This window comes from Finegoldia sp. P2-F-LR, from assembly GCF_052932265.1.
This window is the reverse complement of record NZ_JBRFJF010000006.1, coordinates 1-23,354: the sequence shown is the minus strand read 5'-3', so window position 1 is coordinate 23,354 and position 23,354 is coordinate 1. Positions and strand designations below refer to the sequence as shown.

Below are 23,354 nucleotides of genomic sequence, written 5' to 3'. Positions count from 1 at the left end.
CTTCTAAATTTTAAATTTTTGGATAATGTAGTCTGCAAACTCTGATGGATTATTGATATCGAAATTATCGAACCCACTAAAATTTCTGTCGCTAATAATTCCGTATTTATTTACATCGCTACATACCAAATCATCTGTAAGAGTACATTCGTATTTAATGAAATCTGAATCCTTCATTCCTTCGATAATAATCAAATCAACATCGTCTAATAATTTTATCAAATCATAAATATTTTTACTCCTACCATCTAATTTAAAGTATTTATCGTTAAAAATCAAGGTCTGACAAGCGCCGTACTCTTTGTAATAAAAAGTGTCAGTATCTTTGAAATCAAGCTCAAAATCGTGCCCATCGTGTTTAATTACCGAGCAAGTTTTACCTCTTTTTTTCAATTCATAAACAAGCTTTTTAATAAAAGTAGTCTTGCCGCTATTTTTTTTGCCACAAATACAAATCAAAGGTGTTGTATTTTGTTTCAGTTCTTCTGGATAATTAATGTTAACAAATTCATCCTCAAAAATTGTGTATTTCAAATTAACAAATTTCGTATCGATTTTCTTAACCAAATTCATCACACGATAATCTTTACTTTCAAGCATTTCTTCCAAAATAGGAATTATTTCTTTCGAAAAAATCCCGCAAGTAGGATAGCATCTCTCATCTGTTTCAAAAATTACAGCTTCATCTGAAAAACTTGCGATAGATGCTGCAAAATCAACCAAATCAGATTTTACATTTATCATATCGCAAGAAGTTATAAATACATATTCATTTGTAGAATTTTTCAAAATCTCCAATATTCCACTCAAAGGTCCCGCATCAATATAAGTATCCTTCACAGTTTTAATCGGAGAATAATCGGCTGTATTAGATGAAACAATTACATCAAAATCTTTGAACCTATCTATTAATTCCTCTATAAAAGTGTGACCGTAAAAGTTCAAATCAAACTTATTTTGACCCATTCTCACACTTTTTCCACCAGCCAATATTCCTACAGAAACTCTCATATTTCACCCAAATATATATAATCCACGCTTGAACCCACATCCAAGCTTTCGTTTTGTTTTTGAAGTAAAAGCGCATTGCAATTTGTCAAATCTTGTAGCATGGAATTCTTGTGCTTATCAAAAATCGTAATCTCAGAATCTTTTACAAAACATCTGACATATCGTTGAAGCTTCGATGGTTTCATCGATCCTTTTACAACTTTTCCTTTTTCAAATTGTTTTACATTTAATCCATAATATTTATTGTACAAATCCCAAAATAAAACTTCGAAATTACAAAAAGCTGCAAATGGACTTCCCGAACAAGACAACACAATTGTGTCACCTACTTTTGATGCCATCACTGGAGTTCCAGGCTTCATAGCGATTCCGTGAAACAAAACTTCTCCAATTTGTTTCATACAGGTTTCCATTAAATCTTTGTCACCAACACTAACACCGCCCGTTGTTATAACGATATCTGATTTTTGTGTTAGATTTTTTATTTCTTTTATAATTGATTGTTCATCATCCATGCAGTTTTTTTGTTCGACAACTTCTACTCCTGAATTTTTTAAAATAGATTTTAATGTAAAAGTAGTTGAACTGTAGATTTTACCTGGAGTATAATCATCTCCAGGATACAACAATTCAGATCCTGTCGACAATAGCGCTACTTTTAATTTTCTGTAAACCTTAACTTTTGCATAACCATTTGAAGCCAAAATCGACAAATCAACTGAAGAAATCCTCGTGTTTTTAGGAATTAACAAATCATTCTCTTTTACATCTTCTCCTTCTTTGATGTAATAATCAAAAGGCTTGTAAGATTTTTTGATTTCAATAAAATCATCAACCACTTCGCAGTCTTCTTGTTTTACAATTGCATCGTAGCCTTGTGGTACGAATGCGCCTGTCATTATTCTCACGCAAGTATTTTCTTCGTAATCAAAATCATTGCAATCTCCAGCAAAATTCGTTCCAATAATTTTCTTTTTCGATAATTTGTCAGAATCTTTGCTACTTACAGCATATCCATCCATTGCGCTTTTTGGATAAGGAGGATTGTTGAACTTCGCCAACACATCCTCCGCCAAAACTCTGTTATAAGCATCATCGATATCAATTTCTTCAATATCAGATGCTTTTTTTTGTGTTTTTCTAAGAATTTCCTTTGCTTTTTCTACTTGTAATAACATTCATTCAACCTTATTCGCTTTTTAATTTTGTGTTTATATTTCTCATTGTTGGAATCAAAATTCCGCCCACTACATTACCCAAAGTAATGACAATTAGAGCGATAATTGTTTGTGAATTCCACATTCTCGCCATTTGAATGTAAAACATATCTGCAATACTGTGTTCAAATCCGACCAAAATAAATACCATAATACTCATTATAATTCCCAAATATTTTCCAATTTCGTGAGGATTGTTTAAGTATTGATCCACAGCGTGAACAACCATAATATTACAGAAAATTCCCAAAACAAACAAACTAATCAAAGTATCATCTGCTTTTACTTGAACCAATTTTGTGGATTTTTCGATAAGTCCAGGAGCGACTCTCGTAAGACGAACCAATTCCGCTACGATAATACTACCGACCAAATTTCCAACCCACACCATTAAGCACCATGGCAAATAAGTTTTTACATCATTACAGAACAGATATCCAACTTTCCCTGTAAATAAATTATACTTTAAAGTACACACAGCAAAAAGTCCCAAGCTGAACATAAATGCCCCGACTATTTTATTGTTTAGGCTCAAAAACGCAACTCCACCCATAGCAATAAATGCCCCTGCCATAATGGCATACAAAAAATCCGCAAATTTTTTCATAATTAATCCTTCTTTCTAAAATCCTTATAAATATTTAAACGACTTTGTTTGCAAAAGCCGATTACGGACAAGTTATATTTGCTAGCTAATTCCAAAGAAATATCCGTTGGTGCACTTCTAGAAACTATAACAGAAATACCTGAATTGACACATTTTTGAACAATTGATGAAGGAATTCTTCCAGAGGTAAATGCAATTAAATCAGATAGTTTTTCTCCATTTAACACTGCAGTACCCACAGCCTTGTCGAAAGCATTGTATCTTCCAATATCATCACATTGGCAGATTATTTCTCCATTTTTTGCCAAAACAACAGAATGCACATTGCCAGTTTCTTTGAATAACTGCGATCCCGATAAGTTAAAATTGGAAATCTTCAACAACGTTTCTTCGTCCCAATCAATCGGAGTGACTTTTTCATCTCTGTTAGTAAAATTGTACGGAACGTTTTTATAATCTCCACTTTCAGTAGTCACATGACTTGGAGTGTTATCGATATCTTTTAAAGTAACATCACAAACATTCCCGTCAATTTTAATATCTACATTTTGTATATCTTCTGGCCTTACAATATTTTCTGTTATAAGATATCCCGTAACAAGTTCTTGTAAATCCTTTTCAATACACAAAAGCTTAACAATTGGTTTGGAATTAATATTGATATCCAACAAAAATTCTCTCAAAATAACATCTTCAACTTCTTCTATAACTCCGTCGTTATATTTCTTAAGCATTACTTTTTTTTCAAATTTCATAATCTCTCCTTTATTTTATTATATCAAACAACTTTAGCCGATACAAATACTTAACACCATTATCAATTTTGTTTTGAGAATTTCTCACAAAAAAAATCGGCGATAAAAATCACCGATTCAATCAATCATTATTATGTCGTTGTTCTGCTTCTTTTTTGCTGTAAACGCATCCGCAGTAATCTTGTCTATACAAATCAAATTCCTTCGATAATTCGATTGATCTCTTGTAACCATTTTTCTTTTTGAAATCAGAATGCAAAAATTTAGTTTTATGAGTTTGTTCTAATTTTTCTCCGATTTCATTAATCCATTGGCTGTTTTTGTGAGGACTAACCGATAACGTCGTCGTTACAAAATCAAAACCCATATCATCTGCAATCTCAAAAGTTCTATAAATTCTCAAATCGTAGCACTCATAGCAGCGCCTTGATTTTTCGCCCAAATCCTTGTAAGGAGCGACTCTTTCGTAGAATTCATCCGAATTGTATTTGTCGACTATTATATCTATGGGATACTTCGCTTTTGTGTTTGCGATTACTTTTTTCTGTTCCACAACTCTTTTATCAAACTCAGATTGTGGACTTATATTCGGATTGTAAAACAAAATAGTTATCTTAAAATACTGTGACAAATATTCCAAAACATAACTAGAACAAGGCCCACAACAACTGTGAAGAAGAAGTGTTTCTCCTCCATTTAGATTTTCAATTGTTTTATCCAATATTTTTTGGTAATTCTCCATAAAAATCAACTATCCTTCTTTGATCAGAAATCACAAAATCTGCTCCCGATTCTACGAGTTCTTCTCTTTCTCTAAATCCCCATTCAACACCGACACTTGTTACATTCGCATTTTTACACGTCTCAATATCTGTATCAGTGTCTCCAAAATATACAATCTCTTCTTTTTTAATATTCAAATCTTCCACGATTTTTTCTAGCAAGTATGGATTAGGCTTTCTTTTGGTTTCATCTTCCAATGCAGACACATAATCAAAATAGCCTTGTGGAAATAAATTGTTCAAAATTTTCTCCGCTGCTGGAAGAGTTTTATTCGTGCATACGCAAACAAGTGCGCCAATTTCTTTTAATTTATCCAAACTTTCTCTTATATGTGGATACAATTGTGTTTTCTTGTCATCATATCCATTGTAATATTCAATGTAGTTATCGTAAATTTTATTAAATTGAGAATGAATTTTTGCTTCATCCAAATTATCTCGTTCTATCAAATAATTCAGAGATTTTTCCACCAAAATTTTAGGTCCATCTCCAAGAAAATAATTAAATTTTTCCTTTTCTACAGGTTTAAGCCCAAATTTTTTAGTAGTATGATTGAAACAATTATTTATCATCTCAATAGAATCTATCAACGTTCCGTCCAAATCAAATACAAATACTCTCTTCATTAAATCACCCTCGATTGATACATTGCAATAGAACAAGCTATCGGTAAATTCAAGGAATCCACATCCTTAGATTGATTGATGAAAATCTTATTTTCATTGTAGTATTCTTGTGGAAGCCCTGCCCCTTCATTTCCAAACGCCAAGCTAAATGGTTGTTCGAACTTCACATCGCCAAGTTCATCTGAACTTTCATCTAGCAAAAATGAATAAATCTTATTTTCTGGGAAATTTTTCTTGTAATCTTGTAGATTATCAAATCTTTGGATATTTAATTTAAAAAAAGCTCCCATACTGGCACGGACAACTTTAGGATTGTAAACATCACACGTATTTGATATCAAAGCCAAATCCTTATATCCAAATGCAAGCATACTTCTCATAATAGTACCTAAGTTTCCCATGTTGTCTATTCCGTCCAAAATTATGTGGTTTTTTTCTTGTAATTTTGATTTTTGCTTTTTGAAAACTCCAATCACGTATTCCTTATCTTTTAATGAAATTTTGTTGATTTGTTTACTTGAAATCGTATAAGGAATTTTCTTATCATTCAATATATTTATCAGTTTTTCTGTGTCATTGAAATCCTCAGAAATTAAGACCTCCTCAACAATATCAGCCTTATTTTCAATAAGTTCATAAGTTGGAAAAGGTCCCATTGTATAAGAATATTCAAGATCTTTTTTGTATTTTGTGTATTTTTTCATTTATACTCCATTACTAAACACCCACATCGCTTTGATTTGTGGTTGTAATCTGTCATATTTCCATGATTTTTGCGAATTAGTAAAACTATTCGGATCGTTAATTATAATATTGCCATTTGAATCTATTCCCGAAATCACCATAACATGTCCTGTTTGTGTGAAATCACCAGGTCTTACAGAAATTAGGATCGGATTTCCTTTTTTTATATTCTCTTTTATAACATTATAATTCGCATCCATTTGCACAGCTTTCAATCCGTATTTTCTTGCGATATAAGGATAAAATCCCCAGCTTGTTCCTTCTGATGACGAATATCCGTTGCGATCACTTTCTTCTGCTATTTTTGCAGGAGTGATTGAAGGATCGTTTTTCAAATACGACATCGCCATAGCGCAACTTGTAGGGCCACATCCAGTAAAACCTATAATTCCGTATCCGTATTTTTCATAACCCCATCTCTTGTCCCACTGCAAATACAATGGCACATTTGAATTATTTGCATTTTCTGGATATGAATAGTCGTTTTTTATTGTAGAATCAATTGTTTTCGCCACAAAATTAACCGCAGTGTAGTTATTACCAGCAAGTTTTAAAAGGGATGGATGAATATCATCAGCGTTTTTCATCACTAATTTTGCATTAGGATTGTACTTAGCGTAAACTTCCAAATTGTGCAACAATTCATTTCTCTTAAATGTGTTTTGGTAAATATTTTCAGTTTTTTTGATTTCTTCAAAAACTTCTTCATCAGTTTTCTCTTTTTCCACTGGTTCTTCTGGTTTGGAGTCTTGTTGTACGGAAGTTTTTTTCTCCTGAGCTATCTCAGCTTGTTTTTGTTCAGCTGCATGCTCTTGTCTATCGTTTTTTACTTTTATGATTGAAAATAGAATTACTAGAAGAAATACAGAAAACACAATCCTTCGTTTTACTGCGCGTCTTCTTTTTTCTTCTAGAAATCTATCGTGATTATTACGTATCAAGTTTCCACCTCATTTATCTAATTATATCACAGGATTTGAAATTATTACAAAATTATGACAACTTTATAAAATTGTAACATTCTTTTGGGTATAAATACATTAGAGGTGATGATATGAGTAAATTTTACGATTCAATTTCAGATAATTACGAAGATATTTTCCAGCCAAATGATAAGCAAATTAGTTTCTTAGAAGAACTTGCTCACGGTAAAATCTTGGATTTAGCATGTGCCACTGGAAAAGTTGCGAAAAGACTTCAAGATGATGGGTTTGATGTGATGGGGATTGATTTGGAAGAAAAATTTGTCGACAAGGCGATTAATGAAAATAAAATCGATGCTAAATGTATGAATATGCTAGATATCGACAAGTTGAGAGATAATTTCGGTTTGATTTATTGCATTGGAAATTCCTTGGTACACTTGAATTCTACAGAAAAAATAAATGAATTTTTGAAAAAATGCTACGACAAGTTAGACACAAAAGGAAATCTTGTAATTCAAGTCATCAATTTTTATCCATTTTTACAAGTAGATGATGATTACTTAGGAAATCTTCCTACTATCAAAAACGAAAAAGTGGAATTTGTAAGAAAATATTTCAGAAATGGTGATTTTATACGATTTAACACAGTTATGACAGCCGGTGATAAATCCATTGAAAACGACGTTAATTTATTTCCAATAACATCCGATGAATTAGTAACACTTTTAGAACAAAATGGTTTTGAGAATATAAAAATATACGGAGGATTTAATAAAGCAGACTTTGATAAGGAAAATTCTAGACCGTTAGTATTAGCCGCTGAAAAACTATAAAATATAATTTAGCACATTTAAAAACCTCCCTTCTGGGAGGTTTATTAAAATTTTATGCTCTTTTTTATTGATCCGAAAATTCCACGCGCGATGTCTCTTCCGATTTGTCTTGTAAAACTACCAAGCATGGAGTTGATGCTTTTAGACGCGAAATCTTCTATCGGAGATTTTTCTTGTTTTGTGGATTTCTTAGTTTGTTTTTCCGGCTCTTCTTTGATTTGATTTTGCAATTTTTTTTGCAGTATTTCATAAGCAGATTCTCTGTCGATTGATTGTGAATATTTTTGATGCAAATCAGAGTTTTTCACAATATAATCCACGTCTGATTGAGAAAGTGGCGTAAACGATGAGTGTGGTGGAAGTACAAGTCCTTTTTTAGTTATACTTGGTGCTCCTTTTTCATCCAAAAATGAAATCAACGCTTCACCTGTTCTTAAGTTTACAATTTCATCTTTTACATTCATATCTGAGTTTGCTCTGAAAGTTTCAGAAACTTTTTGCACAGCCTTCAATTCTTTTGGAGAGAAAGCTCTCAATTGATGCACAATTCTATTTCCTAATTGCGAAGAAATCGAATCTGGAATGTCTAGTGGGTTTTGTGTTATGAAGAATATTCCCACACCTTTTGAACGAATGAGTCTTACAACTTGTTCGATTTTATCCATTATCATCTTGTTTGCATTATCGAATAACAAATGTGCTTCGTCAAAGAAGAACACAAGTTTTGGGATTTCTGGATTGCCAACTTCTGGTAGTGATTCGAAAAGTTCTGATAATAGCCACAACAAAAACATTGAATACAAGTTTTTATCGTTGATAAGTTTTGCCGCAGAAATTATATTCACAAATCCGCGTCCATCAGAATCTGTCTTCATCAAATCTCTTATATCCAAACTTGGTTCTCCCAAGAATTTATCTGCACCCATATCTTCGATGTACAATAATTTTCTCATGATTGCACTGATACTTTGAGTTGTGATATTTCCGTATTTTTTTGAATAAACTTCCCTGTTGTCTGACAAATGATTAAGCATAGAACGCAAATCTTTTATGTCCAACAACAATAGTCCTTCCTCATCTGAAACCCTGAATGCAATATTCAAAATTCCAGCTTGTGTATCGTTCAAATCCAAAATTTGCGATAACAAAATCGGACCCATTTCAGAAACTGAAACTCTCAATGGAAGTCCAGCTTCTCCGTAAACATCCCACAAATTTACAGGATAGTTTTTGAAATTAAAATCAGTGATATTCATTTCATCTAGTCTAGATTTAAGATTATCGTTCATTTCACCAACCGATGCTAAGTTTGACAAATCTCCCTTAACGTCTGACAAAATAGTTGGCACTCCCAAATCTGAGAAATATTCGCACAACACTTTTAATGTAACTGTCTTTCCGCTTCCAGTCGCTCCTACAATAAGCCCATGTTGATTTACTTTATTTGAAAGAAGTTCGATATCTTCGTTTCCTCTTGCAATCAATAATTTTTCCACTATTTCCTCCGTATTTCTATTTCTCTTGTATAATTTGTTTCAAATCAATAAAATTAAACGTTGCTTTTTTGTAAAAAACTTTTGTTTTCTTATACTTGTTGTAGTTGTTGTACACTGTAACTGCACACACTGAAAGTGCGAACACCAACAATATGTATTTCCCAAATATCAAATATAAAATCATTCCCATAATCACATAAGATATCGGGCTGTAATCAAACGGCAAATCATAAAAAACACTGTAGAGTATTCTGTCAATACATATTACTGCCAATAACAACCACACATAAATCGCCAAATTGAGTGTATTTGATTCTAATAAATTAAGAATGATTGCTGGAACAAAATACACTCCTGCTCCAATTATAGGTACAAATGAAAGTACCGTTATAAAAAACGATTTGACAAAAACATGGTCAACCTTCGCACATTTCAAAAATAGTACAGACGTCAATAAAACTAACATTATTTTCGAAACCTCATAACTTTTCTCGTACAAAACTATTTTTTTTAAATTCTCTTTCATATTAATAACCTGGCTTTTCTAATAGTTTAAACATTTGCTTCTTGTATTCTTCAACTCCTGGTTGATTAAAAGGATTCACTCCTAAAACAAGTGCTGAAATTGCTACACTCATTTCAAAGAAATAAATCATATATCCTAGATTTTCTTCATTAATCTCATCAATTTTCACGACAACACTTTCAACATTTGACGACAAGTGCGCATTAAGCGTTCCTTGCATAGCCATCTTATTCACGTAATCCACTGATTTACCGCTCAAATAATTCAGATTATCCAAATTATCAGCATCGGATTTTATATACAAATCTTTGCGTGGATTTTCTACTGAAATCACAGTTTCAAATACATTTTTTTGTCCATCTTGAATCATTTGACCTACTGAATGCAAATCAGTCGTGAAATTACACATCATCGGGAATATTCCTTTGTTGTTTTTCCCTTCCGATTCTGCGAATAATTGCTTGAACCATTCAGAAAAATATTTCAATCTCATTTCGTAATTAATAAGTATTTCGATGTCTTTTCCATTGCGATACATGTTATTTCTGAATGAAGCGTATTGCAAAGCAAAATTTGACTCATAGTCAAGTTTTGTAAAATCTTCCATTGCATTTGCTGCGCCAATCATCAATTTGTCGATGTCCAATCCTTTTACGCAAAGTGGCAACAAGCCAACAGAAGTTAGAACGGAAAATCTTCCACCGATGTCATCTGGCACTACAAAAGTTTCATAACCATTGATATCAGACAATTCTTTCAATGCACCTTTTTGTTTATCAGTAGTGGCGAAAATTCTGCTCTTTTGTTCTTCTTTTGTGTATTTTTCATCCATTAATTCCTTTATAAATCTAAAAGCGATTGCAGGTTCTGTAGTAGTTCCCGATTTGCTTATTACATTTACACAAAAATCCTTGTCCTTCAAATATTCCAAAAGTTCAGCCAAATATGTAGAAGACAATTGGAAACCAGCGTAGATGATTTCTATGCCCGATTTCTCAAAATAATCGCTCATCGCATAATCAATCGCCTTAGCTCCCATATAACTTCCACCGATTCCAATGACAACTAAACAATCAGACGTTTCTCTTATCTTCTTAGCACATTTTTTAATTCTCTCGAATTCCTCTCTGTCGTAATTTTTGGGCAAATCAATCCATCCTGTGAATTCCTTGCCTTCACAGGATTTGTTTAAAAGCTTTTCTAAAGCATTTACGGATTCTGTTCTTAAAGTATCCACAGAATTATGACTTGTCGTATTTGAAAAATCTAGCTTGAACATATTTCCTCCTATAGAACCTTCAAATTCACTAGAACAATATCGTCATCCTGTTCCAAAAACCTAAAAGAATTCACCTCGTTTAACACGTATTCAATTCTTTTGTCTGGAACTTTCATTAAATCTCTTTTTAGTCTTTCTTCGCCGTAAAATTCGTTGTCAAATCCTCTAGTTTCAGTTATCCCATCAGTGTACATAATTAATTCATCACCACTGGAAACCAATATATCTCTCTGATCAAACCCAACTCCTTCAAACATTGGAGAGATAGGATGACCTGTAACCTTTAATTCTTCTAATTTATCATTGGAAATCAAAAATGGAATACCATTGTGCCCAGCATTTGCATATGAAAATATTTTGAGTTTTCTATCGTATAACCCATAAAAAATCGTAAAATATTTGTCTACCGATAAATTAAGTTCAGTAAATGTGGTATTCAAATCCTTCAGCACTCTTTTCGGTCTAGAATCTGTAATTCTACTTACCAAATACCTCATTGTCTGTCTAATAAACATCGTCAGAATAGATGCCGCAATCCCATGTCCCACAACATCTGCGATGTAAATTCCTACAAATCTTTCGTCAATATCTATGCAATCGATGATATCTCCTGACAAATCCCTAGATGAAATATAGCTGTAATCCAAATCCAAACCGACATGCTCACCCTTACTAGGCAAAGTTTTGCTTTGAATGTGCTTGGCGAATTTGATTTCATCCTTGATGTCCTTGTTCGCATTAATCAAATCAATCTGAGTTTTCACTTCTTTGGAAATATCCCTGAAAACCTCGACCGTGCTGATAACTTCTCCATCCTTATCCATAACTGGAGAAGAAGTTATGGAATAATCCACACCATTTATTTTTCTTTTTTCTTTAATTGTGCTGTTCAAACGGTATTTCCTATCTGCCAAACATTTTGGGAAATCTTCACTATAATCCAAATAGCAATTCACTCCTATTGGATTGATAGGCATAGATTTTATCATGCTCGTATTCGCAAATATTATAACTCCATCCTTATCTATTACTCTAACCAAATCCTTCATAGAATTTAGAACTTCGTAATCAGATCCTTTGAAATCACTAACATCTTCACTTGATTTCTTCTCCAAGGATATCTCCTCCTATTTAGGTCTCGGACCAAAATATTGATACAAATAACACTTCATATTTCCGTTGTACATCTTTCTATTTTTAGATGCTTTTTTCCCGTAAAATTTCTCAAACTCTTCGCAATCTGTGATTATATATTGTGATGCAGTCTTGAATTTCGCCATTTTAATTCCCAAATCCTTATAAATCTTCTCGGCTTCTTGTCTTTCGCCAAGCCTTTTTCCATAAGGTGGGTTAGATATTAGAACGAAGTAATTATCTTTTAACACAACATTTCTGAAATCCCTCGTCACGAATCTAATATCCTCCCTGACCCCAGCATTTTCGGCATTAGCTATCGCTTTTTCAATCGCTGAGCCGTCCACATCACTAGCGAAAATATCTATTTTCTTATCGTAATCAATGCTCTCCAAGGCTTTAGTACGCTCTTGTTTGTATGCATTGTTGAATTTATCATTAAAGTTAATAAAATCGAATTTTCTGTCAATTCCAGGTGCAATATTTCTGAATTTTCTCGCAGCTTCTATCGCAAAAGTTCCACTGCCATAGAACAAATCCACAAGAGGTCTGTTGCTGTTTGCAAATGACAAATCGATAATTCCTGCTGCTAAGTTCTCTCTTATAGGTGCAAGAACTGAGTCCTGTCTGTAGCCTCTTTTGTGAAGTCCATCTCCCGAGGTATCCAAAGTTATCGAACAAATATCTTTTACCAGACTAACTTCAATCCTAAATCTCCCCTTGGATTTTGAGAACCAATCCACCTTGTATTTTTTCTGAAGAGATTTGATAATCGCCTTTTCTGTAATCGATTGACAGTCTTTAATAGAAAATAATTTTGATTTGTAACTTCTGCCTTCTACAATAAAATTGGAATCCGCTTCTAAAATATCTAACCAATTTATTTTTTCAACGCCCTTAAAAAGTTGTTCGAATGATACAGCCTTAAAATTACCCAATTCGATTAGAACTCTGTCTGCACATCTCAAATTTATATTTAATTTTGCGATATCTTTTTCATCGCCTTCAAGCATTATTCTTCCGTCGTTTACATTCAAATTCTCATAGCCCATATCCAAAAGTTGTCTTTTGACCAAGCTCTCCAAACCGAATGCGCAAGTTACTATTATTTTCAAAATTATTATTCCTCCATATTACCTTCTATTTTATCATATTTTCAATGTTTTTTTTACGTTATAATAATATTTAACTGTAAATTTACAATAAAAAAACTGCAACGAAAAATCATTGCAGTCTATTTAGATTCTAATCTACAGTAATATCTCCACTAACTGTTGCAGCACTTATTTCGATTTCATCATTTGAGAATGATTGGTCGTGAGATTTACTGATTTTTTTCGAACTATCTTTGTAGTAACTATCAATTTGAATTTCACCGCTAACAGTTCTAAGTTCTATAGAACCTTTCTTTTCTTTGATATGGATATTAATATCGCTAGATACACCTCTCACATTCAAATCTTTGTTTTCGTTCACATCGATTTCGATATCGCCACTTACAGTGTTCACTGTGATTTCTGGATTTTCAGAATTCACCTTCACATCACCGCTTACAGTATTAACGTAAATTTCTTTTTTGCATTTGGAAACTTGAACATCTCCACTTGCAGTATTGACATTTACATTGTTCGATTGTGTAGTAATATTTACATCACCACTTGAAGTGTTGCAAGTAACATCATTACTAATAACATCTACATTTACATCTCCACTTGCTGTGGCGATGTTTAATCCCAAATCACTGTCTTGTGGAATTTTGATAGAAATTGATTTTATAAAACTTTTTTGGAAGAATTTTTCCATTTTAACTTTACCAAGCTTCAACACGTGATTCATATAATCTACATCTAACTTTTGTGTTTCATCAGTTGTAGTGTAAGTTACGATTATTTTATCCAATTCGTGAGTTGACACATCTATGTCCGCATTCGATTTAACTTCAATTCTGTGGAAATCATTGTCAAATTCCAATGTTTGTTGTGACAAATCATAGTCTTTGTCTTTAGATTGGTCAAAAATTTTAGAATTAAAGAAATCACCAATGCTATCCAAGTTAAACATACCAAATAAGTTGTTTTCTCTGATGATTCCAGCTTCTTTACATTCGTTGAATATCTCTCTTGGATTACCTAATTCAGTTGAAATCTCTTCTTCAGTTTTTCCGTTTTCAACGCCGATTCTAAAATGTTCTTCGTAATCATTCTTTATTTCTCTGTAAGTTGTTTCGTCGACATTTCTGAAATAATAATCTAAAAGTTCCATAAATTGTTCTTTATTCATTTAAAAACCCTCCTCTAACAAGGTCTTAACACTTTCAACCAATTTTTTATAATCTTCAAGTTGTGAGTGCAAATAAGTTTTTCCTTCGTCTGTTATCTTATAGTATTTTCTAGATGGACCTGACTCTGATTGTTCAGTGTAATCTTCCAAGTATTTGTCGTTTTTCAATCTTCTAAGCATAGGATAAATTGTTCCTTCGCTCATTGGTATCTTATCTTTTATCTGATCTATAATTTCGTATCCGTAGCTGTCTTGTTTAGATATAACCGATAAGACACATAATTCTAAAATCCCTTTTTTTAATTGTGTGTTCATACCTTACCTCCTGATTACATTATAATACACAGTAGTAAATATTGCAAGGTATTATGCAAAGTTTTTTACTATAAAAATTTTAACTGCTCAAAAGTCGTGTCGCTAAGGTTTGCAGCAGTAATCCCAAAAAGTCTGACAGGCTTTTCAATTTTAGTGTTAACCACAAGATACTTCACAATCCTGTAAATATCCTTGACATCACTAATGTATTCATCAAGAGTCATTGATTTTGTAATCACCGAAAAATCGCTAAGCTTTATTTTAATCCTAATTGTTTTTGCTTTAATATTTTTCTTATGAAGATCTTCCGCCAATTCTTCGCTGAATTCACCAGCTTTTTTTAGTAACTCATTGTAATTTCTCAAATCTCGTTCAAAAGTGTACTCAACTCCAATAGATTTTCTAATTCTTGACAAATCCAACTGTCTATCGTCAATACCACGAATTCTATCGTAAATCACTTCGCCGAATTTACCAAATAATTCTCTCAAATTATTTCTGGATAAATCATACAAATCGCATACTTTTTTTATCCCAATATTATTTAGTTTTTCCTCAGATTTTCTACCAATTCCTTGAATCTTACCAACATTTAAATCCATCAATATATCTGGAATATCATCTTGTGTGATAATTTTGATTCCATGAGGCTTGTTCCAATCTGATGCAAGCTTTGCAAGGCTCATATTGTAGCTAATTCCTATAGAGATAGACAATCCCGTTTTTATCCTGACATTTTCTTGGACTAGATTTGCCAGTTCCAACCTATCCATATCGATATGAGAAATATCCATGCAACCTTCATCTATACTCATCTTTTGAATTTTAGTCGAAAATGCCGACAAAACCTTGAAAACTTTCTCGCTATTTCTTCTGTATTTTTCAAAATCTGGAGGTACTATAACAAGATTTGGAACTATCTTTTTTGCTTGAAATATTGGCATTGCAGAATGCAATCCGTACTTTCTAGCTTCGTAGTTCGCAGTAGTAATTATTCCCCTCTGACTTCTTCCACCGACAACCATTGGGACGTGTTTCAATTTTGGATTATCCAAAATTTCACAAGACGCAAAGAAAGCATCCAAATCAAAATGCAAAAAATTTAAATCCATAACACACCCCTTTCTACTAAAAAAGCCCTCATTATTGAGAGCAGTTTCAATTATAACTTGCAAACCGTAATGCTAAGAACATCATACGATAAAAATTTAATTGATTTCGAATTGAAAATCTTCGTTGAAAAATCCGTCTGTTTGAGCGAATGCGAGTTACGAATTTTAGAAGATTGAATTTTAGAAATCACAAATTTTTTGAGTCCGATGTTCGTGCATGAAGGTTTGCAATGTGCAAAAAGCCCTCATTATTGAGAGCTTAATCGTTAATTTCTAAGTTGTTTGATGATATCCATGCGTCATATGATTTTAGTGAATCTGCACTTTTTATTATCGCATGGCACCATACTCTTTGACCTGAATCTGGTTTTGCTTCATAAATGTACACTTCACTTCCCATAGGAATTGAGGAAATCACTTCTGATTTATTGCTTGGTTCTTCGTATATTTTGGCATTATCTGCAGTTACCAAGTAAGTTTTTCCAACTAAACGAATGCACAAATCAATAAGTCTTTTGTTATCATCAGTTTCATAACTTTCATCTTTTTTATCTGGTTTTTTTGTGCTTTCTTTTTCTTTCTTTAATTCTTCTGCTGATTCATTGGCAAGTTTTTCAGCTTTTTCTCTGGCTTCTTTTTCCTTTTTCTCAGACAATGCACGTTGTTTTTCTTCGTCTTGTTTTTTCTCATTGTATTGATTTTTTGCTTTTTCAACTTCTTTTATCTTGTCGATGACAATAGTTTCGTGTGGCATTACACGTGCGTATGAGTTTAACATATTCAAACTTGCATCAAAGTTGTCATCTTCTGCAAATGAATCACTTGCAATTATCACAGCTTGTGTGCTTTCTTGCAATCTTTGTTGCGCTTTTTGATAATTGACGCTATCTTTGTTGCTTACTTTCAAGAAACTTTTCGCCGCATCGATATACTTCATTTCCTTTAAATAATTTACGCCATAATCGTAATTATTTTTAGAAGATAAAAGTTCCACAGCTTCACGTTTTTTATCTATATAAGATCCATCGTTTGTTCTATCGTATAATTCACTATAATAATCTACAGCTTTTTGGTAATTACCATCTACTATACATTGGTGAGCCAATTTATCTAATTTTTCTGTCTTTGATGAATTAAAAATATTTAATCCTACAAAAGTTCCAACAAATATTACTACAGTTATCAAAACTACAGCAATAATATTCTTCTGCTTCATTCATTACACCTCTCTAATATTCTAATGAATAAGCTAGAATAAGTCAATAAACGAAAACGTTATATTTTACGTATTTTTACATATTTTACATAAAAAAGTGGAGTGTAAAATTACACCCCACTTAATTTAAAAACTATTATTCTTTAATTGGTTGTTCAGATGTAAGTTCAAGTTGATTCCATCTGAAGTCATCTTTGTTAAGATCTTGAACATATCTTGTATCAAACTTTTTAACTCTCTTGTTGATTGGAGTCAATGATTCTCTGTAAAGTGTTGGAATCAATGGTACATTTTCTTCCATAACTTTTGCAAAATCTTTGTAAGCTTGTGCTCTTTCTTCATCAGATGATTTACCATCAGCTATCTTATCCAATGCTTGTTGCATTTCTGGATTAGTATATCTGTAGTAGTTAAATGATGCATTCTTACTGAATAATCCTGATGGGTCAGGGTTAGTACCTACAGCCCAAGCTCCTTGGAATACGTCAACTTCAGGGTCATCATTTTTAAGCTTGTCGTAGAATGCGTTGAATTCTATCAATCTTCCGCCTGTCAACTCAACATTCAATCCAATTTCTTTCCAGCATTGGATATAGTATGCTGACAATGGTTCTGCGATTTCTCCACCTGACATTGATGCGAATTTAATTACAAATGGTTTACCGTTTTTGTCTTCTCTTATTCCATCATTGTCTACGTCTTTGTATCCAGCTTCATCTAACAATTTTTTAGCTTTTTCTTGGTCAAAATTGTATCCTTTTAATTCAGTGTTAAAGTAATCTTTAAATATAGGAAGAACAACTGATGTCGCTTGTGATCTGTATCCTTGATAGAATTTTTCACCAACTGCGTTGTTATCAATTGCATAACCCATTGCTTTACGTAAGTTAGGATCAGCCATCTTAGCGTTAGGATCTACAACAACTTCGCCTTTTTCTTTGTCCCATTTACCTAGTTTGAATCCTAAGTAAGTGTAAGCCATGTCTTGTTGTCTTGCAACTTTGTATCCTTTTAATTCTGATATTTCTTTGAATGTATCTGATGGTGCTCCACCTGCGATATAATCGTATTTACCAGATTTTAATGATGCTAAAATTTGTGAAGTAGGAACTACTTCCATTACAACTTTATCGATTTTAGGTTTTCCGCCCCAGAAGTGTTCGTTAGCACTAAATTCAACTGATTGTCCTGGTACTACATTAGAAATATAGAAAGGTCCTGCTGATTTAGGATTTTTTCTGATTGGGTCAGAAGATATAATATCTTTTATAGCTATGTCTTTAACTTGTTCGTAGTTTGTTGGTTCGTGCCAAATACCAGCACCCCATTTGATTGCAGGTTTCCATTCTTTAAATGAAATTTGAACTGTTTTTTCATCGATTTCTTTAACACCTGCGATGTCTTTTGTTTTTCCAGCGTGATAATCTTCCATACCTACGATGTTCATCATATCATCATCATAACGTACACCAGGATAATCCTTGTGACCGATGATTAGGTAGTTTATTATAATGTCTTTTGCTGTTACAGGCTTTCCGTCATTCCATTTGAATGCATCTGAAAGTTTGATTGTAGCTGTCTTTGCCTTTTCATCCCATTCGAATTTTTCAGCTCCAGAATCTCTCAATTCCATGCTTTCTCCAGCGTTTGCTGAACCGTACATTGTAGGTCCGATAATTGTCCAGTCGAAGTTATCGTCTTGTAATGCAACATTAAATATACCTTTAAATGGTGAATCTGTAGGGATACCTACTCTAAATGTACCACCTTTAATTGGTTCGCCTTCATTTTCAATAATCACACCGCCGCCCATTTGTTCTCCGACTATGTTACCTTTATTTTCTTCGTTTGCCTTTTTACCAGTGCTAGATTCTTGTTTAGAACCAGAATCTGATGATTTTCCGCTATCTTTATTAGATTTTCCACATCCTGTAAGTACAAATGCTAATACTAAAAAGATTGCCAATAATGATTTAAATTTCTTTTTCATTATTTTTCCCCCTTATCCTTTCCTTTGTTTTGCATCGGAAGCCCTTCTTAATGCTTGACCGATATAATTTATACACAACATCATTACTAATATCAATAATGATGCAGGTAGCCATACATATAACTTATCTGATATAACTTCTGGTTTTCTGGCTAATGATACCAACGTTCCTAGTGATGGATCTGATGGTGGAAGCCCGAAACCTAGAAAGCTAAGTCCAGTTTCAATACCAATATTTCCTGCGAAACTCAATGTCATATCTACAATTAATATTGAAGAAATGTTAGGCAAAATTCCTGTAAACATAGTCTTCAAATCGCTAGTACCCATTGTTTTGGATGCATTTACGTAGTCTTTTTTACTTTCAGCAAGGGCCTTTGATCTGACAAGTCTTGCCATTCCTGTCCAATAGAACACCGTAAATATCAATACGAATGTAAACATCGAATATTTTGGAACAATTGTTACGAAAACTATAATAATCATCATTGTTGGAAGAATTTGGATGAAGTCTATAATTCTCATTATAATATTGTCCAACCATCCTCCGTAATATCCTATCAATAAACCTACAACTATTCCTATTACAGATGTAAGTATTGTCACGGCGATTCCTATTACAATTGAGTTTCTCGCACCAATAATTAATTGTCCAAATAAATCCCTACCACCTTGGTCAGTTCCTAGTATGTGTCCAGCTTCTCCAGGTCTTACGTATGAATTAAGTATGTCAACTTTCATTACTTGTTCTTTATCAAGTAACATCGCTCCTACGAAAATTCCTATCCACAAAACTGCCAATATTACCAAAGAAAAAATTGCTAGTTTGTCTTTTTTGAATTCATTAACAATTACTTTAAATCCAGTAGGATTATCTTTTGCAAGGTCTTTATATTCTTCAAGCTTTTCTTCCGTTGCTTTTACTTCTTTCATAAAAACCTCCTAATCTATCCTTATTCTAGGATCCACTATACTCATGATAATATCACTTAATAATGAACCGCAAAGTGTCAAGAAACCATAAATCATTACAAGAGCTGTCATAACTGAGTAGTCCCTTTGGTTAATACAGTCAACGAATAATGAACCCATTCCTTGATATCCGAAAATTGTTTCAATCATGATAGAACCAGCTAACAAACCTGTGATTTGGAATCCGAAGAATGCAGCTATTGGTAAAAGTGAGTTTCTAAAAATGTGTTTACTGTAAACTTTTTTAATAGGAACCCCTTTTGCTCTTGCAGTTCTTACGTAGTCTTGACTTTTTGCATCTACAACTTCATTTCTCAAATATTGAATAGTACCAATAGTTGTAAGTAGTGCATAGGATATTGCAGGAAGTAGCATGTGATAAAATCTACTTAATATTGCTGCCATTCCGCCTTTTGCTGATGCTTCAAGGCTTATGATACCACTTGTTGGGAACCATCCTAGTTTGTATCCAAATATTAAAAGCATTATCAAATAAAATACGAACCCTGGGGTAGCTAGTGCCAGGAAGTTGTACAAGTTAACCCCCTGATCGAATGCCGACCCACTGTACCTACCTGCGTTTATTCCTAGAGGAATTGCGATTGCATACATTATTATTAATGAGAACAATGATAAGGAGAAAGTATTCTTAGCTCTTTGACCTATAACGTCTTTTACAGGTAGCTTTTGAGTATAAGAATCACCAAAGTCTCCTTGAAGTGCATTGCCAACCCATCTCTTATATTTCACATACCATGGATCGTAAAATCCAGATTTTATTTTAAGTTCTTCTTCAACCTTTGAGTTACCAGTACTTGGTGTGATTTTCCCTGTGAATGGGTCACCTGGCATCTTTTGAGCTACAAAGAATATAAATAAACTTAACACTATCAATTGAGGAATCATTATTAAAAATCTTCTGATTATTGTTTTAGTCATTTTATATTTCCCCCTTTCTAGCTGCTACATAATGAGAATCTTTGTATTTTGTCAAATCGTACACTGATCCATTTTCATCGTAGTAGACATTTTTTTGTTCATCAAATTTCTTTTCAATAGCTTGTCTAGCATCTCTAAGTTCTTTTCTTCTGTTTGGTTCTATTTGAGGAATCGCTGCGATAAGTCTCTTTGTGTAAATGTGTTGTGGATCAGAGTACAAATCATCACGATTTCCAGTTTCTACGAATTTGCCGTTGTGCATGATGTAGATGTAATCACACATGTGTCTTACAACTCCCAAATCGTGAGAGATGAAAATGTAGCTTAGATTAAACTCTTGTTGAATCAACTTCATGTAGTTTAATACTTGCGCTTGAACTGATAAGTCAAGTGCACTAACAGGTTCGTCTGCAACAATCAATCTTGGGTTACATGCAACAGCTCTTGCAACACCAATTCTTTGTCTTTGACCACCTGAGAATTCAAATGGATATTTGTAGATTGCACTTTCATTAAGTCCAACTATATCCAACAATTTAAATACCTTTTCTTTTTCTTCTTTTGGTGTTAGTTTTTCAAAATTTCTGATTGGTTCAGCAATTATATCCAAAATTCTTTTTTTAGGATCAAGTGAACTCATTGAGTCTTGGAATATCATTTGAACGTCTTGATTGTAGTTGATCTTTTTTCTGTAAGATCTACTTGTAACATCTTTTCCTTCGTACAAAATTTGTCCATCTGTAATCTTTTCAAGTCCAACTATAGCTTTTCCTATAGTGGATTTCCCAGATCCTGACTCTCCAATCAAACCATAAGTTTTTCCTTGTTCAATATCCATATCTACGCCGTCTACGGCTTTGATATAGTCTTGAATTGTATTAAAAAATCCACCACGAATTGGATAATGAACTTTCAAATTTTTAACTTCTAAAAATCCCATATCTTCCTCCTATTCGTCTTTAAAATGGAAATTCTTCCAGCAAGTACAACGAACCATGTGTCCATTGCCAACATCGTGTAGTACTGGATTTTCTTCGTGTTCATGATCGTCTATCCAAGGAATACGAGGTGCAAATCTGCATCCTTGTCTTGGTAAATTTTTCAACGAAGGAACCATACCTTCTATAACATGTAACTGATCAGATTCATTATCTGCTTGTGGAATGGAATTTAATAAACTTCTCGTATATGGATGAAGTGGGTTATTGAACAACTCATCCACAGGTGCAATCTCAACGATTTGACCTGCATACATTACGCAAACTCTGTCAGCGGTTTGTGCTACAACTCCTAAATCATGGGTTATCAATATAATTCCTGAATTCATTTGATTTTGTAATTCTTTTAGTAAATCTAGAATTTGTGCTTGAATTGTAACATCAAGTGCAGTAGTTGGCTCATCAGCTATCAAAACTCTAGGTTTACAACTCAAAGCAATCGCAATGATTACTCTTTGTCTCATACCTCCTGATAATTGATGAGGAAATTGTCTTGCTATAACTTCAGCATTTTCAATCCCTACTTTTTTTAGAAGATCAATAGCTTTTGCTTGACGTTGTTTTTTGTCCAAATCAGTGTGATACAACAAAGCTTCTTCAATTTGTTCGCCAATTCTCATTAATGGATTAAGAGATGCCAATGGATCTTGGAATATCATACCAATTTCTCCACCTCTCAACTCATTGAATTGAGCTTCTGTATAATTCAAAATATTTTCGCCGTTATATATAACTTCACCGCTAATTTGAGTGTAATTCATATTATGTAAACCCATAATTGTAGTAGCAAGTGTAGATTTGCCACAACCAGATTCGCCAACCATAGCTAATACTTCATTTTCATACAATTCAAATGAAACATCGTCTACGGCGTCATAATAATCGTCTTTTATTCTAAAAGCTGTATGCATATTATTAACTTCCAATATTTTCTTATTAGCAGACATCTTATTCTCCTTTCAGTTTATTTTTAGTATGATTTATGTATGATTAATAAATAATACTTTATCTCATTATAGTGACATAAAATGGATTTGTCAATTATTATTTATTTTATAATTTAAAATTTCAGTATAAAATACAGTTTTTCTATGCTTTTTCGGATTAATTTACACTTTTTGCTCACAAAAATAAAATTTGTGATTTCTATTTAATATTGTAAATTAAACATTTTAGGCTTTTTATGAAAATAAATTTAAATTATTTTTATTCATTTTCAAAATTCGTTCTCAGAAGAAAATAAAATGAATTTTTGCATAAAAATCACTTGACTTATTTCCTTTATTGTGATAAAGTAACGATAATCATGAGCCTATTTACAAATTTATTAAATTTTAAAAAATGTAACAAAAAAACTTGCATTCGTTATATCGAGATGGTAAAATATATTTAAATATTGAAAACTTTTTCATTTTCAATTAAATCTCCATTTCTTAATTTATTACAACATAAAAAAACAAGGTATGAATTAAATGATGTGTACCCATAAAACTGGACACAATATTTAATTAATTAGTTGTAGTGGATGCTAACCTATACTTTGTAGGTGGCATCCATTTTGTTTTCTTCTGAATTCTTTCGTTATTGTAATAATA

General features: G+C 32.7%; 23 protein-coding genes. 1 reads left to right on the top strand and 22 read right to left on the bottom strand.

Annotated features, from left to right (window positions below; all coding sequences use genetic code 11):
* Positions 1-3: 3 nt before the first annotated feature.
* The 8 genes from mobB to ACU68W_RS04685 all read right to left on the bottom strand — a co-directional run bounded on the left by mobB (position 4) and on the right by ACU68W_RS04685 (position 6,684).
* The gene (mobB, locus tag ACU68W_RS04720) at positions 4-1,011 is read right to left on the bottom strand and encodes a molybdopterin-guanine dinucleotide biosynthesis protein B (protein WP_094223135.1); all 1,008 of its coding nucleotides are present in this window, start codon (positions 1,009-1,011) and stop codon (positions 4-6) included.
* Complete coding sequence (locus ACU68W_RS04715) at positions 1,008-2,189, bottom strand: molybdopterin molybdotransferase MoeA (RefSeq protein WP_094223134.1); 1,182 nt, start codon at positions 2,187-2,189, stop codon at positions 1,008-1,010. The genes mobB and ACU68W_RS04715 overlap by 4 nt, the downstream gene beginning before the upstream one ends.
* 10 nt (positions 2,190-2,199) lie before the next feature.
* Positions 2,200-2,835 carry a formate/nitrite transporter family protein gene (locus tag ACU68W_RS04710; protein ID WP_094204106.1) on the bottom strand — a complete coding sequence of 212 codons (636 nt, stop codon included), beginning with the start codon at positions 2,833-2,835 and terminating at the stop codon, positions 2,200-2,202.
* 2 nt (positions 2,836-2,837) lie between these two features.
* Positions 2,838-3,590, bottom strand: coding sequence for a formate dehydrogenase accessory sulfurtransferase FdhD (gene fdhD / locus ACU68W_RS04705; protein WP_094223133.1), 753 nt, complete (start codon positions 3,588-3,590; stop codon positions 2,838-2,840).
* A gap of 121 nt (positions 3,591-3,711) precedes the next feature.
* Positions 3,712-4,332, bottom strand: a complete 621-nt coding sequence (locus ACU68W_RS04700; protein WP_094223183.1) for an epoxyqueuosine reductase QueH — start codon at positions 4,330-4,332, stop codon at positions 3,712-3,714.
* Complete coding sequence (locus ACU68W_RS04695; protein ID WP_094223132.1) at positions 4,304-4,999, bottom strand: HAD family hydrolase; 696 nt, start codon at positions 4,997-4,999, stop codon at positions 4,304-4,306. Before ACU68W_RS04695 ends, ACU68W_RS04700 begins: the two co-directional genes overlap by 29 nt.
* Complete coding sequence (locus tag ACU68W_RS04690; protein WP_094223131.1) at positions 4,999-5,703, bottom strand: TrmH family RNA methyltransferase; 705 nt, start codon at positions 5,701-5,703, stop codon at positions 4,999-5,001. The genes ACU68W_RS04695 and ACU68W_RS04690 overlap by 1 nt, the downstream gene beginning before the upstream one ends.
* A complete protein-coding gene (locus tag ACU68W_RS04685) occupies positions 5,704-6,684 on the bottom strand; it encodes a C39 family peptidase (RefSeq protein WP_094205246.1) in 981 nt (326 codons plus the stop codon).
* Positions 6,685-6,797: 113 nt separating this feature from the next.
* Between ACU68W_RS04685 and ACU68W_RS04680 the strand changes: the two genes are divergently transcribed.
* Entirely contained in the window at positions 6,798-7,502 is a 705-nt protein-coding gene (locus ACU68W_RS04680) for a class I SAM-dependent methyltransferase (RefSeq protein WP_311437227.1), read from the top strand.
* A gap of 44 nt (positions 7,503-7,546) precedes the next feature.
* Here the strand turns inward: ACU68W_RS04680 and ACU68W_RS04675 are convergent, their stop codons facing one another.
* The 14 genes from ACU68W_RS04675 to ACU68W_RS04610 form a co-directional block, all read right to left on the bottom strand.
* Positions 7,547-8,998, bottom strand: a complete 1,452-nt coding sequence (locus tag ACU68W_RS04675) for a helicase HerA-like domain-containing protein (RefSeq protein ID WP_446756183.1) — start codon at positions 8,996-8,998, stop codon at positions 7,547-7,549.
* 16 nt (positions 8,999-9,014) lie between these two features.
* Entirely contained in the window at positions 9,015-9,524 is a 510-nt protein-coding gene (locus ACU68W_RS04670; RefSeq protein ID WP_094223128.1) for a hypothetical protein, read from the bottom strand.
* A 1-nt stretch (position 9,525) separates the two neighbouring features.
* The gene (locus ACU68W_RS04665; protein ID WP_094223127.1) at positions 9,526-10,803 is read right to left on the bottom strand and encodes a glucose-6-phosphate isomerase; all 1,278 of its coding nucleotides are present in this window, start codon (positions 10,801-10,803) and stop codon (positions 9,526-9,528) included.
* 8 nt (positions 10,804-10,811) lie between these two features.
* A complete protein-coding gene (locus ACU68W_RS04660; protein ID WP_094223126.1) occupies positions 10,812-11,918 on the bottom strand; it encodes a PP2C family protein-serine/threonine phosphatase in 1,107 nt (368 codons plus the stop codon).
* A gap of 12 nt (positions 11,919-11,930) precedes the next feature.
* Positions 11,931-13,052 carry a THUMP domain-containing class I SAM-dependent RNA methyltransferase gene (locus tag ACU68W_RS04655; protein WP_094223125.1) on the bottom strand — a complete coding sequence of 374 codons (1,122 nt, stop codon included), beginning with the start codon at positions 13,050-13,052 and terminating at the stop codon, positions 11,931-11,933.
* 130 nt (positions 13,053-13,182) lie between these two features.
* On the bottom strand, positions 13,183-14,217 hold the full coding sequence (locus ACU68W_RS04650; RefSeq protein WP_002835631.1) for a DUF4097 family beta strand repeat-containing protein: 1,035 nt from the start codon (positions 14,215-14,217) through the stop codon (positions 13,183-13,185).
* Entirely contained in the window at positions 14,218-14,532 is a 315-nt protein-coding gene (locus ACU68W_RS04645; protein ID WP_094205238.1) for a PadR family transcriptional regulator, read from the bottom strand.
* A gap of 68 nt (positions 14,533-14,600) precedes the next feature.
* Positions 14,601-15,644 carry a DNA polymerase IV gene (locus ACU68W_RS04640; protein WP_306478953.1) on the bottom strand — a complete coding sequence of 348 codons (1,044 nt, stop codon included), beginning with the start codon at positions 15,642-15,644 and terminating at the stop codon, positions 14,601-14,603.
* Between the two features lie 259 nt (positions 15,645-15,903).
* A complete protein-coding gene (locus ACU68W_RS04635; protein ID WP_446756182.1) occupies positions 15,904-16,860 on the bottom strand; it encodes an SH3 domain-containing protein in 957 nt (318 codons plus the stop codon).
* 136 nt (positions 16,861-16,996) lie between these two features.
* Positions 16,997-18,850, bottom strand: a complete 1,854-nt coding sequence (locus tag ACU68W_RS04630; RefSeq protein WP_102164226.1) for an oligopeptide ABC transporter substrate-binding protein — start codon at positions 18,848-18,850, stop codon at positions 16,997-16,999.
* 12 nt (positions 18,851-18,862) lie between these two features.
* Positions 18,863-19,783: an ABC transporter permease gene (locus ACU68W_RS04625; RefSeq protein ID WP_446756181.1), complete on the bottom strand. Its 921-nt coding sequence runs from the start codon at positions 19,781-19,783 to the stop codon at positions 18,863-18,865.
* Between the two features lie 9 nt (positions 19,784-19,792).
* Positions 19,793-20,761: an ABC transporter permease gene (locus ACU68W_RS04620; RefSeq protein ID WP_446756180.1), complete on the bottom strand. Its 969-nt coding sequence runs from the start codon at positions 20,759-20,761 to the stop codon at positions 19,793-19,795.
* A 1-nt stretch (position 20,762) separates the two neighbouring features.
* Positions 20,763-21,701, bottom strand: a complete 939-nt coding sequence (locus tag ACU68W_RS04615; protein WP_094204124.1) for an ATP-binding cassette domain-containing protein — start codon at positions 21,699-21,701, stop codon at positions 20,763-20,765.
* 9 nt (positions 21,702-21,710) lie between these two features.
* A complete protein-coding gene (locus ACU68W_RS04610) occupies positions 21,711-22,706 on the bottom strand; it encodes an ABC transporter ATP-binding protein (RefSeq protein ID WP_094223120.1) in 996 nt (331 codons plus the stop codon).
* Between the last annotated feature and the right edge of the window lie 648 nt (positions 22,707-23,354).